The sequence below is a fragment of the Helicobacter pylori genome (assembly GCF_014496965.1).
Taxonomy (GTDB): domain Bacteria; phylum Campylobacterota; class Campylobacteria; order Campylobacterales; family Helicobacteraceae; genus Helicobacter; species Helicobacter pylori_CZ.
In genome coordinates this window covers 12,053-29,897 of sequence record NZ_JACTCR010000013.1, presented here as the reverse complement: position 1 = coordinate 29,897, position 17,845 = coordinate 12,053, and the positions used below count along the sequence as shown (strand labels likewise).

The window sequence follows — 17,845 nt, the reverse complement described above, 5'->3', positions numbered from 1 at the left end:
TTTATCCTTGAAAATGAATACAGAACGAATTTTCGTAAAACGATCCTTTTAAAGAGGGTTCGCTATGAATTTCTAAACGCATTTTATACTTTTCGCACACTTTTTTCACTAAATCTAACCCTATACCATAACCCAACACGCTAGAATTGAAACGCGCATAACGAACGCTTAATTCTTTAATCTTGTCTTTAGGGATTTCATACCCTAAATTTTTCACTTTCAAAAACTCGCGCGTTAGCTCTATGTGGATATACCCATGCGTGATGCTGTATTTGATCGCATTCATGAGCAAATTGCTATAAAGCGAAAGGAAATCCTGCTCTTTAGCCTTCAATTCCACTCCCACTAAATCGCTTTTAAATTCCAGCTTGTGGTAGTCTATCATCTCGCTAAAAAGCGTGTTTTCTTTGGTGATTAGGGCTTTTAAATCTAAAAGCACAAAGGATTCGCGCTCAATATCTTGCATCACCAAATAAGAGAGCGAGCGGTATAAAAAACTCATGCGCTGGATAGCGATTTTAATGCGGCGGTGTTGTTGGCTGTCTTCTAAGGTTTTTAAAGACAAGACTAAAGCGCTCATGGGGGTGTTCAATTCATGCGTGGTGTTTTTTAAAAAATGATCAATACGGGTGATTTCATTCCTAATAGGCTTTAAAAACAAACGCCCCAAAAACACACAAACCCCTATCACGCATAAAAACGCTATAACAAACACTAAAACAATATTACGATACAAAGAAGAAAAATGAAGGGGTTTAGAATTTTTAAAAAGCATTTTAGCCACGCCTAAATGGGCGAAAGTTTCATCGCTAAACAAGTAATACTCTCCCCTAAAACTAAAAAAGCCCGCTTCTTTATGGTTTTTAATCAGATCCGCGCTTTCAGGGATATTAGAATACAAAACACGCTTTTTACTATCAAAAAGGGCTATGGAAGCGTCTTTATAACGTGAAATGAGAGCGTTTAAAGCGTTGTGGTAATCCCCATGCGTTTGCATGTGTAAGGCAACCACTTCGCTAGCGATCTTAGAAGCCATTTTGTCCATGTCCATGCGTATCATTTTGATTTTTTCGTTTTTTTCATAGTTAAACGCTAAAACGCTAATCACTAGCATTAACACAAACGAAGAGCCCAAATAAGTCCCTAAAAAGAGTTTAAGGGATTTTTTTTCATAATGGGTTAAAGCGATAGCCCACCCCCTTATGCGTTTCTATGCAATTTTTACCTAAAAGCTTGCGCAACACTTTAATGTAAGTGCGTAAGGTAGAATCATCAATAGCTTGCTCCCATAAATTATTTTCTAACGCTTGAGAGCTAATGATTTGCCCCTTATGCTCTAAAAAGTATTCTAAAAGTTGGGCGGTTTTGGGTGGTAGGATTTCCTTTTTTCCTTTAATATTCAAAGAGTGTTGGTAATAAAAAATGTTAGGCATGATTTCTATGGGTTCATCATTGAAAAACCTTTTAATGCGCGCTTCTAATTCGTCTAAATCAAAAGGCTTTTTCAAATAATCGCTCGCTCCTAAATTAAAAGCGTTTTTTAAGGTAGCGTTATCCTGTAAGGCGGTAATAAAAATCACAGGTGCAGAGATTAAAAAATCGTTTTTGATGCGCTTAAACAATTCCAAGCTATTCATTTCAGGCACTTGCACGTCTAAAAGCAAGAGGTTAAAACGCTCAACCGAGAGCCTTTCATAAGCTTCTTTCCCGTTAAAAGCGCAAAACACTTCATAGCCCAAATGCTCTAAAAACTCCTTAACGCTCTCGCTTAAAAGGTAATCGTCTTCTAGTAAAAAAATCTTTTTTTGCATGGGGGTATTGTAGCGCTAATTCTATAGCCTTTATACTAAAAGCGGTTATGAAAAACCTTTTAACTTTCTTTATTTAATTTTGTTTATGAGACTGATCATCAATTTCTTTGCACTAAAAATAAACTCGTGTTTTACAAGAAATAGATAAATGGGTGCAAATATGCTAATGAGTGAGTGTTTTCAAAAATTCCAAGACATTCTGCTCTCTTAAAATGTGATTATGCGAAAAGAAGCTTTCAATCTGGTGGTGGTTAGAAAATTCCTTTTTATGCTCATAAGCTTTTCTGATGTAGGGGGCAAACCCAAAAGGGTTTTCTAAATCCTTTAAGGCGTTTTTCAAACTTTCTTCATCTTTATCTAAAGTATCAAAATACTTGAGTAAGACTTCTCTAGTTTCATAACTCAAAATATCTGAGCCTTTAAAAAAAGTGATGTCTGCATTAGCGACTCCATACACATAAATCGCATTGGGTTTAGGCAGGTTTGAATTCCACATGGAGCGAGAAGTTTGAAGATTTTTTTCACCCTTATCGTTTTTAGAAAACTTGATTTCAATCCCCACCACATGATCAAAAATAAAAACCAAAAAATCAGGGTAATTTTGTGAGCCAAAAGGCTGGTATAAAAAATGGCTTGTAAGGTTTGAAAAAGGGTTTTTAAGGGTGTGTGGGTGGTTTTTTTCTAAAACTTGCTTTTTGAGTTGGTTAAAAGCGGTTTTGATTTCTTTATTAGGCTTTTCTTCAATATGGCTTAATTCTTCTGTTAAATCGCCATTGATTTCGCTAAAGTGTTTTTTTAATTCATTCCTAAATTGGTTTTCAAACTGCTCCCCTGTGCTAGAACTTGCAAAAAACTTTCTTTTATTGGTAATTTCTTGGAACACTTTTTCAAGCATGCATTTCCTTTAATTTGCAATATTCTTCCACAAAATCATAAGTAGAAAACCCTAAAACTTGCGTGTTTTTATGAGCGAGTTTGTTAAAATCAATTTTATGGATAATCCTTAAAGCTTCTTTAGAATGGGCTTTGATGAAAAAATATTGTCGGTTTTTAATCAGTAAATTTGCATTGGTGATCTTTTCGTTGTAATCATAAAAGCCTTGTCTCACCACCGCAAAATCCCATTGGTATTTTTCTTTGTTGAAATATTTTAGGGTGTGTGGTGTGTTGTTATGAATGTAAGTAATAAAGTCACTATGGCGGATTTTTGGGGGAGCAATGATGCGCTCGTCTTTAAGATTTAGGGCGATATTTTTATGCATATAGATTTGAAAAACGCATTTCACATCATAGGGCCGTTCATTAAAAATAAAAGCGTTCTTCTCTAAATCAGCGTTTAAAACCAATTTTGCACGCTTATCAATGTGTTTTTGAATAGAATAGCGTTTGAATAAATTGGGCAAAATAAACGCTACAATAGGCACTTCGTTTAAAGATTTGTTTAAAAAATCTAGGGCTAATTTCCCTCTATACCCAAAAGGAGGGTTGCCAACAATGACACGCTTTTGGTTAAACTCAATCAATTCCAACAAATAATCTTTTTTTTGAATGCCTTGAGCTTTAGGGGCAATATCAAAGGCGTCCCAATCAGCAATCCCTAACTCTTTTAATGCATCAACAAAGCTCCCACTCCCTGCACTTGGCTCTAAAAAATGGAATGCGTTTAAGTCTAGCCCTAGATTTTGATTGATGAGATTTTTTAATAAATCCAAACAAAATCGCGCGATTTTGGGGTGGGTGTAAAAAGCGTCTAAATTCTTTTGCAAGGTAGCATTACTAGCCATTTTAATCCCATTTTAATTGAAATCAAACCCGCCCGCTTCGCCTAAACTCATGCTCTCATAAGCCGCATCCACATAGCTGTTGCGGATCTCGCATTTTAAAACCTTCTCGCATTTCAAGCAACTCGCTACTTGCTTTTCTTCTTGGCATGCTTGTAATTTCAAAAGAGCGTCATTAAAACGCTCTTCATATTCTAATTTTTTAGCGCTATTTTGCATCATTCTCCCTTTAAATATTTTTCTAAAATCTGAGCTTCATGCGGGCTAGCTAAATAGCATTCGCTTTTTTCATGGTAGCTTTCTACGCTTTGCTCTAGCAAACGCTTTTTAACCCCCTTATCAAAATAAAACGCTTCCCCTTTAGCTTTTTCAATGATCAAGGCTAAAGGAAAGACTTCAAAAAGCTTGCGCAATTTCTTTTGCGGGTAGGAAAACATTCCGCCTTTTTTGATGAGCACATGATGGACATCAGCCACCATGGATCCTGAATATCGCAAGCGGTAATTTTCTGCAAAAAACCCTTCTAAAGCCTTTTTTAAGCCCAAAGAAAAATCCTTTTGATTGCCTCCGCTAGCGACGATTTTACCCTTATTTTCTAAAACGATGGTTTCTATAAAATGAAACTTGTTTTGATAAAAAGCGTAACGATAAACTTCTTCTAAAGCCACCACCAATTCTATTTTATGCCCAAAAACCACATAAAGGCTTGCAACTAAATTTTGCGCCTTATAATCCTTTTCATAAACCCCTATAATCGTGCCTACTAAGAAATTCGCCTCCATGACTGAACTCCCGTCTAGGGGGTCATAAGCGATCAAATAAGAGCCGTTTTCTTTAGTAACAGGCGTTTCTTTTTCTTCGCTAAAAACGCTTTTGATGTTTTCTAAACTCAAAAAATTTTCTTCTAAAAATTTATCTAGAGCTAAATCCGCTTTAATAGGCGTATCCCCGCTGCTGTTTTCTAATTTAGTGTAACTCCCAGCGTCCGGCTTTTCTAAAATTTCTTGGGCTTTTTTAACCCCTTTTTCTAAAAGACTGATGATTTCTATAACGATGTTTGCATGCTTGCCTTTAAAATGTTTGTAATCCATAAAAACCCTTTTATGATTTGATTAAAGATGCTAATATTTTACTTTAAAACATTGGAAATAGGGAAGTATTTTGAAAGTAGCCCCGAGTCTTTTGAGCGCTGATTTTATGCATTTAGCCAAAGAGATAGAGAGCGTGAGTAACGCTGATTTTTTGCATGTGGATGTGATGGATGGGCATTATGTGCCTAATTTAACCATGGGGCCTGTGGTTTTAGAGAATGTTACCCAAATAAGCAAAGTGCCTTTAGACGTGCATTTAATGGTAGAAAACGCGAGCTTTTTTGTGGGATTGTTCGCTCCTTTAAAACCGCAAATCATCAGCATTCATGCAGAAAATGAAAAGCACCCCCACAGGGTGTTGCAACTCATTAGAAATTCAGGCATCACGCCAGGCATTGTCCTAAACCCCCACACGCATGAAGAAAGCGTTAAATACTTGCTAGAAAGCGTGGGGCTAGTGCTTTTAATGAGCGTGAATCCGGGCTTTGGTGGGCAGAAGTTTTTAGATCTGGTGCTAGAAAAGTGCTTGAAAGTTAAAGAATTGATCAAACGCTACAACCCTAGCTGTCTTTTAGAAGTGGATGGGGGCGTGAATGATAAAAATATCTTTGAACTCCAACAAGCGGGCGTGGATGTGGTGGTTTCAGGGAGTTATATTTTTAAATCCAAAGATCGTAAGCTGGCTATTGAAGGCTTACAGAATGTCAGACAACCTCTTGCATAAAGACATCCAAGCTCTAATCGCTCGCTTAAAGCGCCAGGATTTAAGCTTGGGCATGCTAGAAAAATCGCTCTCTCGCCTTATTCATGATGAAATCAATTTGGAGTATTTGAAGGCGTGTGGACTTAATTTCATAGAAACGAGCGAAAATTTAATCACGCTCAAAAACCTTAAAACCCCCCTTAAAGATGAGGTTTTTTCCTTTGTTGATTTAGAGACCACCGGCTCTTGCCCCCTAAAACATGAGATTTTAGAAATCGGGGCTGTGCAAGTGAAGGGGGGGGAAATCATCAATCGTTTTGAAACCCTTGTGAAAGTCAAAAGCGTGCCTGATTATATCGCTGAGCTTACAGGCATCACTTATGAAGACACCCTAAACGCCCCAAGTGCGCATGAAGCCTTACAAGAATTGCGTATTTTTTTAGACAATAGCGTGTTTGTGGCCCATAACGCTAATTTTGATTACAACTTTTTAGGGCGTTATTTTGTAGAAAAATTGCATTGCCCCTTATTGAATTTAAAGCTTTGCACTTTGGATTTATCCAAACGCGCCATTTTGTCCATGCGTTATTCTTTGAGCTTTTTAAAAGAGCTTTTAGGGTTTGGTATAGAAGTCAGTCACAGAGCCTATGCGGACGCTTTAGCGAGCTATAAGCTCTTTGAAATATGCCTGTTAAACTTGCCCAGTTACATCAAAACCACAATGGATTTGATTGATTTTTCCAAATGCGCTAACACCCTAATCAAAAGACCCCCAAGATCCAAATACCAAGAGACTCCACCGCCATTTTCTCTTTTTGAGAGGACAAAGGGCTTGTTCAATATCATAAAAGCAACCAGTTAAACGAAAGCTGTTTAATGGGCTTTGGTTAGGGGTCAAATTTAGCATATCTATTTGATACTTTTGAATGTTGCCTAGTATCTTTACTTTTTCGGTTACTTCGCACTCATCGTATATCTTTTTGTATTCTTGTATAACATTGACTTCATCGGTGTTTTTATTGTCCATGCTCATGCACTGATTATACCAAATCTAAAAAATTATGCTATAATGTCGGCGTGATTATTAATAGTAATTTCATTGCGGACTGCCCCTTTAACTAGGGGCTTTTTTGTGGTTAGCGTTGTTTAGCGACTAAATCCACTAATTGGTCATGGAGAACTTTTAACTCCGCTCCCATTCTTACCACTTGTTTCTGTAAGGTTCTCACCGCATGCGCTGTTGTGGTAATGTTGGCCGTTTAGCAACGCCATATTAGTAAGTTCCAATTCTTTTTGATGCGACAAAACCACAAATTTAAAAAATGCTTTAGCGTTTTCTCTGTTAGTCAAATCAAAAACACTAGGGTCTATACTATCAAGTTGCTTTTGTGGGTCAATATCTGTTCTATACTGCGTAACGCCATTCTTGTCTTTGTAGGCTTCTATTTTAGGCGCTCTAAAATCTGCTACTTCACCAAACAATAACGCCCCACTGACTGCTAAACCTAACATAATCGCTTTAATTTTCATTTTTTTCTCCTTTGTTAAAATAAGTATTTAATGTGTTTCCACTCGTTACTCATGCTTACATAGTAAGCGTATAGCCTTTGTCCTTTCCTTGCTTCTAAATGGACTATGCCTAACTTTTTTAATTGCTTGATAGCGCCAAGTAAGCAGTAATAATAAATTAGCCATTGCTGTTTCCTTTGCTTATAATCTAACTTTAATCACATAGCAGTCTTTAAAGATAGTCTGCGTGGGATTATTCGTATCAAATACGATTTGCTTGCCCTCCACTACATTGCTTATTAAAGACACTTTTTGAGAGCCAAAACTTTCCACTCCACTCGTTTCTAAAGTGTAGTACTGATTGGTTTTATTCCATGATATAAATTGCCTACTCGCTTGCCCTAGAAAACTCAAATCGCATGGTAAGAACACTTCCACACCGCTACCAATTTCGGCTACATAGCTGGTTTGAGTAGGGCGTAGTGTTTCATTTGTATTGAGAATGCCAATAAAAATACCATTTAGAATCTCATTTGTTTCTATAGGCGTTTCACTAATCTCTAATATATTTATATTTTGATCTATTCTTGCCAAACTGCTTTTTAGTGTGGCACTGATTTTGAGTGTTATCGGTTGTCCTACTAGTAAAGTTTCACTAGTGTTATTGACTGCAGTGAGTAAATTATCTAAATATTTTTGATGCGTTAAGAAACCTGCGATTGGTTTATTAGTTATCTCTGAATTAAAATGCCAATATAGTTAGTTGTCGCATTGAAATTAAATCCCATGTTTTACTCTTTTTAAATTTTTTTCAAGGCTTATGTTATCTCTAAATCTTACCCATCCATTTATATCGGCATAGCGTTTGCTTTGTGTCTCTTTTTCGTAGCCTTTTTCACTCTCATCCGCTTCCACTCGTGCGAGGTTTTCTTTGTCTTTTTCAATATCTTTTTTGATTGCTTCACTCATGGCTTGTTTATCCTTATCCAATGTTTCTAATGGTTGGCTCATTTGCGTGTCCTTTGTATCAATTTCACTATGCTTAAACGCATCGTTGTCTTGCTTGTCTTTTTCAACTTCGGCTTCTAGTTTGTCTTTTTCATCTTGTTGTTCCTTTGCTTCTTGCTTATCTTTAACATTATAGTCAAAAAAATTCGGTATACCCTTGTTTAGATAACGATAGTCATCCACTAAACATGGGCTGATACTTTTTTCTTGTAACGCTTGCTTCATTTTGCTATCCTTTAAGTCTAGTATGTTAAGTTTGTAATTGTCAATTGAATTTCGGTTTTGTTTATCCCAAAAGAGCGTTTCATAGTCCCCTTCAGAGAGCCTTTGCTATATGCTTTTAAAGTTATAGCTTCCATTGACATAGGTTCTACAATATCATAAATATAATAGTAAGTCAACATAAAAAATATTTTTATGTTTATTGTTTAAATTATTTTAATAGCAGAAAAAAAAGTATAAATACAATAATTAAGTAAAACCTACACCAAGTTTTACTTAAATCAAATTAGAAAAATCCGCTTAAGTTATCTTGACCCTTTAGTTTGACCCTACCCCACAATATCCAACAAATGCTCTTCATGCCACAATTCAATCTCTTCTTCTTCCAAGCCAAACGCCTTAGCCCTTTGGCTGTTTGGATAGCGGTTTTTGGAGCCTTCTTTAGGGTCTTTATCGCTAATAGCCTGCATGTTTTCTAACGCCCTTGTTTCTTGGGCTAATTCAAGCTTGCTTTGAAAGCTTTGCGCTAAATCCAGCATATCACTTCTTGCACCCTGTTGGATAGCAGAATTTAAAGGAGCGTTTTGGTTGATATAAGTTACATTGCCTAAAGCTGAAACACCCATGCTAACCTCCTTAAGTGTTTAAGTGTCCTTTAGACTAATAGTTCGGTATTTTGAGTAAATGACATTAGCTCCTTTGATGATTTTGACAAATTTTCGTTGCGTGTAGTCAATCTCGTAACCATTAAACGCATCTTTTTGCATTTTAATCAACATTTTGGCTAATTCCATAATGACCTCATCTTTAGGCGTATTCTTTTGGCAAAAAACGATCAAATGCGATCCAGGAATGTCTCGCACATGCATCCATAAATCATTCGCCCTTGCGTCTTGTAAGAGTTTGATATTCTCTTTTTGGTTTTTCCCTAAACCGATTTTAAAATCCTTATAATACAGCACTTCATACCCGTTCATCGGGCGTTTGATTTTAGAATTTTTAAAGGGCATAAACATTTCTAAAACGCTTTCTTCTGCAGCGTCTCTAACATAGTTGATTTGATTTTCCTTAAAAGCGATTTTTTCTTTCAGATTCTCTTCTTCTAAATACAAGAATTGCGATTTTTGTTTCTTTTTCTTGCTGAGAGTGAATTTTTTATTGATAAAAGCGTTTAAGGGCATGCTCTTATCAATTTCAATCATGCATTCTTTATCTTCAAAATCCTTTAAAATCACGCGATTTTCACGCCTGTTGATTAAATGCTGGTAAGTGAGCAACAATGAGGCTTGAGTTTGCAATTCTTTCGCTTCCAGCTGTAAAGTTTTAGGATCTTCTAGTTTTTCTAATTTTTCTTTCAAGCGTTCTTTTTGGGCGTTTAATCGCTTGATGATTTGATTTTTTTTGTGTTCCAATTCTTTGTGCTGATAGGATAAAAAATCTTTTTCTAAAATGTCCAACAATCCCTTAAAATCCAAATCCTCTTCTTGATGCTCGTAAATATTAGGAGGCAATGCCCCTAAAATATCGTTTTTAGCCACCCTGTCATTAAAACGAAAGGCCTCTATCACGCATTTTTCTTGATCTAAAATCATGAGGTTGGCTTTTTTAGGGATCATTTCTAAACGCAAAATAAATTTTTCACTCTTATAAGCTAAATCTTTAGCGCCCTTGATTTCTAAAATCCGATCGTTATCAATGACGTTTGCTTGTAAAATTTTGGCGTTTTTAATGAATTTATTCAAACAAAAATCTAACGCTAAAGTGTTTTTTAAAACGCTCTCTGGGGGTTTTTTGGACAAACCGATATAAGGCGCATTCAAATCCACAACAAAGGCGTGTTTTTCTTTAGAAAAAGCCTCTAATAAAAAACTAGACGCGTTCAAGCGTTTGAGAGAGAAATGGGTTTGAGTGTTTAAAAATTCGCTGAATTTCTTTAAAAGAAAAAATTTCATCATCACACCTTTAATTTTTCCTTAGCGAAAGAAATCGCGCTCTCTATATTCTCGCTCCCCCCTATCATGCGCGCGATTTCTAAAACCCTTTCTTCGTTATTAAGGGTTTTTGCAAGGCTTTTGTGGTTTTCTTTAAACACCAAAATATGGTTTTTAGCAACGGCTGGGATATGGACTTGGTGCGAAATGGCAAAGATTTGCGAATGGCTGCTCAAGGTTTCAAGGGCTTTAGAGACCGCCAAACTCTCTTCGCCGCTCAAGTTGGAATCCATCTCATCTAACACCAACACGCCTTTAAAATCCTTTAAAAATTCCATTTCTAAAAGCATGAACGCCAGCCTCAAACGGCTGTATTCCCCAGAGCTTAAGGTTTCTAATTGGGAATTTTGCAAATTTAAAACGAGTTTTTGAGCGCCTTTTTCGCTCATGGGGGCTTCTTCTAAAACCAAACTAGGGCTTTTTAAGAGCAAATCTTTCGCTTTAGCGCTTAAAAGGGCGTTAAAACCGGCTAAATACTCTTTTCTAAAGCCGCTTATTTCTTCGCACAATTTCAAGCATTCGGCTTTTAATCGCTCTATTTCTTTGTGGTAAGTTTCGCAATGATGGTCAATTTCTTTTAAGTTGTGCAGTTCGTTTTTAACATGCCCTAAGCGTTCTTTAGCATGTGCAATGCTCCCGTAATCCTTAATGATCCCGCTTAGCATGCCAAGCCTTTCTAACACCTTTTCAATATCCAAATGTTCGCACTCTTCTAATTTAGCCTGCTCTTTTTCTAACAAAGCGCCTGCCTCTAATAAAGCGCTTTTTAAAAATTCAGCGCTATGGCCCACGCTCTCTAAAGCATGCGTGATTTTGTGGGTATTTTCTAGCACGTCTAACGCCAGGGCGATCTTGTCGTTCAATTTCTCCTTACTAGAAAGCAATTTTTTCTGCTCCAAAAGGCGTTCGTATTCGTCCTCTTTTAAATCCAGCCTCTCTAATTTCATTTTTTCAAAATTCAAACGCTCTTCTAAATCCTTTTGGAAACGCTTTTTATCCTCTAATAATCGCCTTTCTCTTTCTAGCTTCTCTAAACGGGTGAATTTTGTTTCAAGCGCGTCTAAAAGGGGGCTAAACGCCTTGTTTTCGTTTTGGATGTAGCCATCTAATAAGGAGAGCATTAAAACATCGTTGAGTTCATTCTGGCTGAATCTATCGTTGGATAAGCGTTTAATAAGCCCCTTTAATAACGCTTTGAGCGTGTTTTTAGACAGGCTTGTTTGGTTTAAAAAATAGCGTGTTTTTTCTTTTTTAATCACGCTAATGACTAAGGGTTCATGCTCATCTTCTCTAAAAATGCCGTATTCTTCCGTGTCTAAAAAAGGCACGATCAATTCCACTTCAATGTTTGAAGCGTTGCTCTCTTTAAGCCCAAACGCCCCTAAAAGGCTCGCAATAAGGACGCTTTTCCCCACCCCACTAGCCCCACTAATCGCGCTCAAGCCGTCTTTAAACTCCAGATCCAGCTTTTCAAAAACGGCGTTTTGACGCACTTTTAAGCGTGTGATTTGAGCGTTATTGAAATCTCGCATGTTTTTTTACCCTTTTATTTTTTATCTTTTTTTGCTAGGGCTTTCCCCCCATAACAGCTTTTCTTTAAGCACCTTAAAATAATCCCTTGATTTTTTTTGTAAGAGCTTGGTGGTCGTGGGGCTTTTTTGAACGTATAGTTTTTGGTTAGCTTTCAAATCGTAGGTGGCTTGCCCGTCAATAACTACAAGAGCGTCTTCATGAGCGCAAAAACTCAAGCAAAATTCCGCCCCTAACACTAGGGGGCGTTGCGTTAAAGAAAAATCGCACAAGGGCGTTAAAATATAACTCTGGCTTAAAGCATGCACAATCGGCCCATGAGCGCTCAAATTATAAGCGGTTGAGCCTAAGGGCGTGGCAATGATAAGCCCATCGCCTTTATAGGTGTTAAAGGGCGTATGGCCCGCACATGCTTTGATGTCTAAAACCCCTAAAGCTTTTTTTTTAGCGATCACGATTTCATTGATCGCATAAAAAGAAGTGTTTCCAATACGGCCCTCCAAAGCCAGATGCTCTTCTAATTTGATCCTGTTTTGCTTGAGATCTTGTAAGAAATCTTTCAAGCCATTCAATTCAACCGCGCTCAAAAACCCTAAATTCCCAATCCTCACCCCAAAGCATGGCTTATTGTGAGCATGCGTCATTCTTAAAGCCCCTAAAATCGTGCCATCGCCCCCTAAACACAAAAACGCGTAAGCTTTTTCTATCAATCGTTCGTCTTTTGCCCCATCAAGGCTATCAATCATAAAGCTTTCAAACCCCTCATCTTCTAAAAGCGTTAAAACCCATTCTTTAGCCTGCTCTAGCTCTTTAAAAAGAGCGTTTTGATAATGGGTGGGCCGCACAAACACGCCGATAGTTTGAAGTGAATCTTTCATGCGTATATTGTAGCTTAAAGCTTGAAACAAAATTTTAAAAAAGGGGGTTTTAATTGCTTTTTTATCATCTTATGTAAAACTCTTAAAAATTTTTATTTTGATCAATGTTTCATTTTTTAAACTTTTTTAATTGTTTTTTGGGTATTCTTTTTAAGAATTAAGCATTATGTTAAGGAATTATCCATGAAAAAATTTTTTTCTCAATCTTTGTTAGCCCTTATTATCTCTATGAATGCGGTATCTGGCATGGATGGTAATGGCGTTTTTTTAGGGGCAGGTTATTTGCAAGGGCAAGCCCAAATGCATGCGGATATTAATTCTCAAAAACAAGCCACTAACGCTACTATCAAAGGCTTTGACGCGCTCTTAGGGTATCAATTTTTCTTTGAAAAACACTTTGGCTTACGCCTTTATGGGTTTTTTGACTACGCTCATGCCAATTCCATTAGGCTTAAAAACCCTAACTACAACAGCGAAGCGGTGCAAGTGGCTAGTCAAATTCTTGGGAAACAAGAAATCAATCGCTTAACAAACATTGCCGATCCCAGAACTTTTGAGCCGAACATGCTCACTTATGGGGGGGCTATGGATGTGATGGTCAATGTCATTAATAACGGCATCATGAGTTTGGGGGCTTTTGGCGGGGTGCAATTGGCCGGCAATTCATGGCTTATGGCGACGCCGAGTTTTGAGGGCATTTTAGTGGAGCAAGCCCTTGTGAGTAAAAAAGCCACTTCTTTCCAATTTTTATTCAATGTGGGGGCTCGCTTAAGGATCTTAAAACATTCTAGCATTGAAGCGGGCGTGAAATTCCCCATGCTAAAGAAAAACCCCTACATCACTGCAAAAAATTTGGATATAGGGTTTAGGCGCGTGTATTCGTGGTATGTGAATTACGTGTTCACTTTCTAGGGGCACTTCCCTAGAGCGCTAACACGCTTTCAATGATTTGAATCAACTCTTCTTTTCTTTTTTCTAAACTTGTGGGCGTCCATTCTGTGTAGCGGCACACATCGTTTTTAGTCATATCATAGCAAGTCATCACCTTAAAAGTTTTCTTATTGTCTAGCGCGATAGTTTTCCCCATGTAGATTTCTTTTTTCTCTTTGAAATCTTGGTTTAAAACTTGGCTTAAAGCTTTGGTGTTTTTCTTGCCTCCTAAAAGCGTGAGGTTGGCTAAAGAATGCGTGTATAACCCTCTCTCTTCTTCGCTAAAGTCTTTCACCCATTGGCTTGAAGGATCGGGGTTTTCGGGCAGAATGCGTTCAACATGCAAATCGTCATCCATTTTAATGTAAGCGGGGTTAGCGTTATCGCTCATGAAATATTCCACTAAAATGAGAATGGGCTTGACCCATGAATTTTTTTTACCAGATTTACCAGCGAAGTAGAATTTTTCATACAATCTGCTGTCTTGTAGGTTGTCCCTAAAGCGTTGCGTGATATTTTTATCATCTAAATATTTTTTCACAATAGAAGCGATATTTTCAATGCTTTTCTTTTCTTTTAGGGCATTAATGATATTGCAACAAGTTTGGCTGCGTGTGGTTTTTGTCTGCCCTGTAACCCAATCTTGGTAGCAAAACTTGACCAACAACTCCTTTAAAGCCTCTATGTCTTGATCGCTATAATGGTGCAATATGCTAGCGCACAAAATAACATGCCAATAATCATCGTCTTTATAAGAGAGCAAGTAGGCATGCCGGTCTTGCATTTCTAACACTTCGCAATAAGCGTTGTAAAAATCCTCTACGCCCTTAAGGTATTCTAAGGGGGTTTTGTTAAGCTTGTTAAACCAAGTAACGAGCCTTTTTTCCATTTTTTCTTTAGAAGTTACCGGATTGAGATAGGTTGAATACCAGCTGAATAAGGTTTCTATTGTTAAATCATTGTCTGAACATTTTTGGCTTAAATCATTCCAACGAGACACAAATTCTTCTCGCTCATGCTCTTTAGCGTGTTTTAACAATTCCCCCTTAAAAATATCCGTCGCATTCAAAGCCAAACCCCTAGCGTTTAAAACATTAAAAATCCTTAACGCCTTGTCTGCATCAGGGCAAGTGATGGTGATAAAGACGACCTTAAAATACAGCCACTCAATGAAATCGTTAATGTCTTCAATCTCTTTTTTTCTAAGATAGTTTTTTAAACAGATCGCATTCTTTAGGTAATTATTCTTATTGTTGCTTATGGGAACATCATTGAAAGAAGTTAAGGCGTATTGAAAATCTTTTTTAGAATTAAACCCCATAGCGTTAAAATTCAACCAATCTTTTTTCCCATACTTAGTAATCAAGCTTTCTTGCAAATAGTCTTTGTGTTCTTCGGTTAAACGCTCAGAATAGAGGGTGGCTAAAACTTTTGCCAGCAGAATGAAAGTGCTTAAGCGTTGCTGGCCATCCACAATATCATAGGTTTTGGCTTTTTTAGGATCTTCGCTGATTAGAATTAAAACTAATGAGCCGCAAAAATAATCGCTTTCTCTGTCATCTTCATAATTAAAAAACAAATCGTCTAAAAGCTTTTCGCAGTTTTCTTCTGTCCATTGATAAGGGCGTTGGTAGATAGGGATTTGATAGTAGAGTTCGTCTTTTAAAATATCCCTTAGGTTGAGATCGTTGCTTTCAATTTTGGCCATAAAAACCCCTTGTATTGTTTGGGGTAGATTATAACATTAAAAAGTGTTTTTTTTTTTTTTGAAATATTTCTACATATTAAGACGCATGGTTTTTGTTAGAACAGACAGAAAAGAACCCCTAATTTAGGGGTTTTTGGGGTTTATTTCTTAAAATTTTCCATGGATTTTTTCATGTCAATCACATAGCGGAAATTCCCTTGCCCGTTTAAGAGTTTGTCCCAAGTCGCATCAATTTCTTGACCGGTAACTAGCTCAATCTCAGGGTAAATGCCATGCTTGACGGAAAAATCCATCATTTCTTGGGTTTCTTTCACGCCCCCAATCCAAGAGCCATAAACCTTATGATTTCCTGAAAACAGCACCAAATCGCCAAAATCCAAATTCCTTTGCGGATCTTTTGGGGGGATACCCACAATCGCCACTTCACCGCCATATTTTAATAATTTCGTGTAAGCGAGCAAATCATATTGCGTGGGAATGCTAGAAACGATTAGATCAAATTTTTCTTTGCATTCTCCCACGCTTGTATAAAAGTTAGTCGTGCCTAGTTTTTGAGCCATTTGCTTTTTCTTGTCGTTCCTTGCGAACACGCTCACTTGCGCTCCCATAGCCACGGCGTATTTTAAAGTCATATGCCCCAACCCGCCAAAGCCAGCGATACCCACTTTAGAGCCTTTAGTAACTTTAGAAAATTTTAAAGGCGAATACACGGTGATGCCCGCGCAAAGCAAGGGGGCTGCCTTGTCTAATGGGGCTTCTTTAGGGATAGAAATCACAAAGTTTTCGCTCACCACGATATTGTTAGAATACCCGCCATAAGTAGGCTCATTATTGTGGAAAGAATCTTCCCAGCTGTAAGTGTAAATGGTTTTGTTGTTTTCGCACCATTGTTCTTGGTGTTCATGCTTACAGGTATGACACTCACCGCAAGAATTTACCATACAACCCACTCCAGCGTGATCGCCTACTTTAAACTTCGTTACCTTAGAGCCAACTGCGCTCACTACCCCAGCAATCTCATGCCCAGGCACCATAGGATAAATTCCAGGCAACCAATCGCTATGAGCGAAGTGGATATCCGTATGACAAATTCCTGAAAAATGGGTGTCAATGACAACATCGTATTCGCCCATGGCATGGCGGCTATGCTCCCATTCGTGGAGCTTCCCGTCTTTGTTGTCTATCGCAAAACCTTTAAAAGGCACTCGTTGGCTGCTACAATTGCAAGCGTTATGCATAAAAACTCCTTAAAACATCAAAGTATCATTCAGTCTTATTTGTAGTTTTAACAACAAGGAAAAAAGGGATTTTTGTGTGTTTCTGTAACCGTCAAACAGGTTCAAAAGAAGAGTGTTTGTGTGTTTCTGTAACCGTCAAAAATTTAACAAAAACTATTAAAGGCTAAATGTGAAAGGATTTTAAGGGATTTATGCTTAAAGCTTTCTTAAGCTAAAGAAAAACCCTTACCCTAAAGCGGCCTTTAAAACCCTTGCTAAAGCTTATTTTTTTAAAGCTCCTTTAAAATCTCTAGAGGCGATTTGAACGCTAAATTGAACGCTTTAGCGATGCCTTCTTGGGTGATATAGCCGTTATAAGCGCTCAAGCCTCCAAGCGTGTTCGCCACGATTTTAGTGTTGGCTGTTAAAAAACCCTTCAAGCCATGCTCTAAATAATACAACAAATACGGCACGCTCGCATGGCTATAAGCCGTAGAGCTCGTTTTAGCGACAATCCCTGGCATGTTCGGCACGCCATAATGCAACAAGCCCTCTTCCACATACACCGGGTTAGAATGGCTTGTCTGGCGTATGGTCTCTATGCACCCCCCTAAATCGCAAGCCACATCAATGACTACCCCTTGTTTTTGCATGTATTTTAAATGCCTTCTTAAGATCACTTTAGGGGTTTGGCTCGCTGTAACCAGCACCGCTCCCACTAGCCCCACCGCCCCGTTTAAGGCTTGAATGATATTGGCTTCATTCACGCTTAAGACTTCTAAATCATACAAATGATAATAGGGGTGGTTTTGTAATTTAGCGTAGTCTAGTTCTAAAATCGTTACTTTAGCCCCCATTTGGCTTAAGACTTTCGCGCTCTCCATGCCAACCACACCGCCTCCAACCACGACGATTTTAGCCCTTTGCGCACCCGATAAACCCCCTAGCATGACCCCCTTACCCATAAAGCCCTTAACATGCTCTAAAGCCAGTAAATAATGCTGGACTAAATGCGCAGCCAACCTCCCAGCCACCACGCTCATAGGCGCTAAAATAGGGTAGTCGTTTTTAGGCCCGGCGATGGTTTCAGTGCAAATAGAAGTGATTTTTTTATTAATAAACATTTCGCACAAGCTTTTTTGATACGCTAAATCCAAATAACTAAACAGAGTCGCTTTTTCTTTTAGCAAAGGGTATTCATGCTCTAAAGGCTCTTTGCATTTGACCACCAAATCCTGCCCCCACGCCGTTTTAGGATCCACGATTTTAGCCCCCACGCTCTCATACGCTTCGTTACTATAACCGCTATTAGTGCCCGCACCATTTTCCACTAAAACCCCCACGCCCTTTTGCGTGATTAGCGCCACATCATCAGGCACCAAGGCCACTCGTGATTCCAAATCCATGCTTTCTTTGACTAGCCCAATAGTCATGTTAATCCTTTAAATAGTAGTGTCAGTTATGAT

Annotated in this window: 17 protein-coding genes and 3 pseudogenes; 3 read left to right on the top strand and 17 right to left on the bottom strand. The window is 38.0% G+C overall.

Translation table 11 applies throughout. From position 1 onward, the window contains the following. Position 1: 1 nt before the first annotated feature. The 6 genes from crdS to H7O61_RS05510 all read right to left on the bottom strand — a co-directional run bounded on the left by crdS (position 2) and on the right by H7O61_RS05510 (position 4,683). On the bottom strand, positions 2-1,204 hold the full coding sequence (gene crdS, locus H7O61_RS05535; RefSeq protein ID WP_187875408.1) for a copper-sensing histidine kinase CrdS: 1,203 nt from the start codon (positions 1,202-1,204) through the stop codon (positions 2-4). Then, positions 1,170-1,811, bottom strand: a complete 642-nt coding sequence (crdR, locus tag H7O61_RS05530) for a copper response regulator transcription factor CrdR (RefSeq protein WP_187875390.1) — start codon at positions 1,809-1,811, stop codon at positions 1,170-1,172. Before crdR ends, crdS begins: the two co-directional genes overlap by 35 nt. Positions 1,812-1,974: 163 nt before the next feature. Continuing rightward, a complete protein-coding gene (locus H7O61_RS05525) occupies positions 1,975-2,706 on the bottom strand; it encodes a type II restriction endonuclease (protein ID WP_187875389.1) in 732 nt (243 codons plus the stop codon). After that, the gene (locus H7O61_RS05520; protein ID WP_187875388.1) at positions 2,699-3,595 is read right to left on the bottom strand and encodes an SAM-dependent methyltransferase; all 897 of its coding nucleotides are present in this window, start codon (positions 3,593-3,595) and stop codon (positions 2,699-2,701) included. The genes H7O61_RS05525 and H7O61_RS05520 overlap by 8 nt, the downstream gene beginning before the upstream one ends. Before the next feature lie 12 nt (positions 3,596-3,607). Further along, positions 3,608-3,811, bottom strand: coding sequence for a hypothetical protein (locus H7O61_RS05515; protein ID WP_001900028.1), 204 nt, complete (start codon positions 3,809-3,811; stop codon positions 3,608-3,610). After that, on the bottom strand, positions 3,811-4,683 hold the full coding sequence (locus H7O61_RS05510) for a class 1 fructose-bisphosphatase (protein WP_187875387.1): 873 nt from the start codon (positions 4,681-4,683) through the stop codon (positions 3,811-3,813). Before H7O61_RS05510 ends, H7O61_RS05515 begins: the two co-directional genes overlap by 1 nt. A gap of 70 nt (positions 4,684-4,753) precedes the next feature. Here H7O61_RS05510 and rpe point away from each other — a divergent pair, with 70 nt between their 5' ends. Together rpe and H7O61_RS05500 are read left to right on the top strand one after the other, a co-directional pair. After that, a complete protein-coding gene (rpe, locus tag H7O61_RS05505) occupies positions 4,754-5,407 on the top strand; it encodes a ribulose-phosphate 3-epimerase (RefSeq protein WP_139544604.1) in 654 nt (217 codons plus the stop codon). Beyond that, on the top strand, positions 5,385-6,248 hold the full coding sequence (locus H7O61_RS05500; protein WP_187875386.1) for a 3'-5' exonuclease: 864 nt from the start codon (positions 5,385-5,387) through the stop codon (positions 6,246-6,248). The genes rpe and H7O61_RS05500 overlap by 23 nt, the downstream gene beginning before the upstream one ends. Here the strand turns inward: H7O61_RS05500 and H7O61_RS07890 are convergent. From H7O61_RS07890 to H7O61_RS05465, 8 genes and pseudogenes are all read right to left on the bottom strand, one after another. Further along, positions 6,225-6,419 (bottom strand): annotated as a pseudogene (locus tag H7O61_RS07890) (hypothetical protein); the annotation flags it as partial. The gene H7O61_RS05500 and the pseudogene H7O61_RS07890 sit on opposite strands and share 24 nt — an antisense overlap. Before the next feature lie 103 nt (positions 6,420-6,522). Further along, positions 6,523-6,898: pseudogene (locus H7O61_RS05495) on the bottom strand (hypothetical protein). A 198-nt stretch (positions 6,899-7,096) separates the two neighbouring features. After that, a pseudogene (locus H7O61_RS05490) lies at positions 7,097-7,683 on the bottom strand (hypothetical protein). Continuing rightward, entirely contained in the window at positions 7,673-8,128 is a 456-nt protein-coding gene (locus H7O61_RS05485; protein WP_187875385.1) for a hypothetical protein, read from the bottom strand. The pseudogene H7O61_RS05490 and the gene H7O61_RS05485 overlap by 11 nt, the downstream one beginning before the upstream one ends. A 326-nt stretch (positions 8,129-8,454) precedes the next feature. Further along, positions 8,455-8,751, bottom strand: a complete 297-nt coding sequence (locus tag H7O61_RS05480; RefSeq protein ID WP_000539097.1) for a hypothetical protein — start codon at positions 8,749-8,751, stop codon at positions 8,455-8,457. Positions 8,752-8,769: 18 nt separating this feature from the next. Further along, entirely contained in the window at positions 8,770-10,077 is a 1,308-nt protein-coding gene (locus H7O61_RS05475) for an NFACT family protein (protein ID WP_187875407.1), read from the bottom strand. 2 nt (positions 10,078-10,079) lie between these two features. Continuing rightward, entirely contained in the window at positions 10,080-11,648 is a 1,569-nt protein-coding gene (locus H7O61_RS05470) for a DNA repair protein RecN (RefSeq protein ID WP_187875384.1), read from the bottom strand. Between the two features lie 21 nt (positions 11,649-11,669). Further along, positions 11,670-12,554, bottom strand: a complete 885-nt coding sequence (locus H7O61_RS05465) for an NAD(+)/NADH kinase (RefSeq protein WP_187875383.1) — start codon at positions 12,552-12,554, stop codon at positions 11,670-11,672. A 153-nt stretch (positions 12,555-12,707) separates the two neighbouring features. Between H7O61_RS05465 and H7O61_RS05460 the strand changes: the two genes are divergently transcribed. Next, complete coding sequence (locus tag H7O61_RS05460) at positions 12,708-13,436, top strand: outer membrane protein (RefSeq protein ID WP_187875382.1); 729 nt, start codon at positions 12,708-12,710, stop codon at positions 13,434-13,436. A 10-nt stretch (positions 13,437-13,446) separates the two neighbouring features. Here H7O61_RS05460 and H7O61_RS05455 read toward each other — a convergent pair whose 3' ends face one another. From H7O61_RS05455 to H7O61_RS05445, 3 genes are all read right to left on the bottom strand, one after another. Next, the gene (locus tag H7O61_RS05455) at positions 13,447-15,162 is read right to left on the bottom strand and encodes a DUF262 domain-containing protein (protein ID WP_187875381.1); all 1,716 of its coding nucleotides are present in this window, start codon (positions 15,160-15,162) and stop codon (positions 13,447-13,449) included. 140 nt (positions 15,163-15,302) lie between these two features. Next, the gene (locus tag H7O61_RS05450; protein WP_187875380.1) at positions 15,303-16,400 is read right to left on the bottom strand and encodes an NAD(P)-dependent alcohol dehydrogenase; all 1,098 of its coding nucleotides are present in this window, start codon (positions 16,398-16,400) and stop codon (positions 15,303-15,305) included. 269 nt (positions 16,401-16,669) lie between these two features. Further along, a complete protein-coding gene (locus H7O61_RS05445) occupies positions 16,670-17,812 on the bottom strand; it encodes an alanine dehydrogenase (protein ID WP_079339301.1) in 1,143 nt (380 codons plus the stop codon). Positions 17,813-17,845 lie beyond the last annotated feature (33 nt).

What these genes read in the sequence shown, in the direction of transcription:
- H7O61_RS05470 (WP_187875384.1), bottom strand. Translation starts at nt 11,648, where the DNA reads ATGCGAGATTTCAATAACGCTCAAATCACACGCTTAAAAGTGCGTCAA.
- crdR (WP_187875390.1), bottom strand. Translation starts at nt 1,811, where the DNA reads ATGCAAAAAAAGATTTTTTTACTAGAAGACGATTACCTTTTAAGCGAG.
- H7O61_RS05520 (WP_187875388.1), bottom strand. Translation starts at nt 3,595, where the DNA reads ATGGCTAGTAATGCTACCTTGCAAAAGAATTTAGACGCTTTTTACACC.
- H7O61_RS05480 (WP_000539097.1), bottom strand. Translation starts at nt 8,751, where the DNA reads ATGGGTGTTTCAGCTTTAGGCAATGTAACTTATATCAACCAAAACGCT.
- H7O61_RS05485 (WP_187875385.1), bottom strand. Translation starts at nt 8,128, where the DNA reads ATGAAGCAAGCGTTACAAGAAAAAAGTATCAGCCCATGTTTAGTGGAT.
- H7O61_RS05515 (WP_001900028.1), bottom strand. Translation starts at nt 3,811, where the DNA reads ATGCAAAATAGCGCTAAAAAATTAGAATATGAAGAGCGTTTTAATGAC.
- H7O61_RS05475 (WP_187875407.1), bottom strand. Translation starts at nt 10,077, where the DNA reads ATGAAATTTTTTCTTTTAAAGAAATTCAGCGAATTTTTAAACACTCAA.
- H7O61_RS05455 (WP_187875381.1), bottom strand. Translation starts at nt 15,162, where the DNA reads ATGGCCAAAATTGAAAGCAACGATCTCAACCTAAGGGATATTTTAAAA.
- H7O61_RS05460 (WP_187875382.1), top strand. Translation starts at nt 12,708, where the DNA reads ATGAAAAAATTTTTTTCTCAATCTTTGTTAGCCCTTATTATCTCTATG.
- H7O61_RS05445 (WP_079339301.1), bottom strand. Translation starts at nt 17,812, where the DNA reads ATGACTATTGGGCTAGTCAAAGAAAGCATGGATTTGGAATCACGAGTG.
- H7O61_RS05500 (WP_187875386.1), top strand. Translation starts at nt 5,385, where the DNA reads ATGTCAGACAACCTCTTGCATAAAGACATCCAAGCTCTAATCGCTCGC.
- H7O61_RS05450 (WP_187875380.1), bottom strand. Translation starts at nt 16,400, where the DNA reads ATGCATAACGCTTGCAATTGTAGCAGCCAACGAGTGCCTTTTAAAGGT.
- H7O61_RS05525 (WP_187875389.1), bottom strand. Translation starts at nt 2,706, where the DNA reads ATGCTTGAAAAAGTGTTCCAAGAAATTACCAATAAAAGAAAGTTTTTT.
- H7O61_RS05510 (WP_187875387.1), bottom strand. Translation starts at nt 4,683, where the DNA reads ATGGATTACAAACATTTTAAAGGCAAGCATGCAAACATCGTTATAGAA.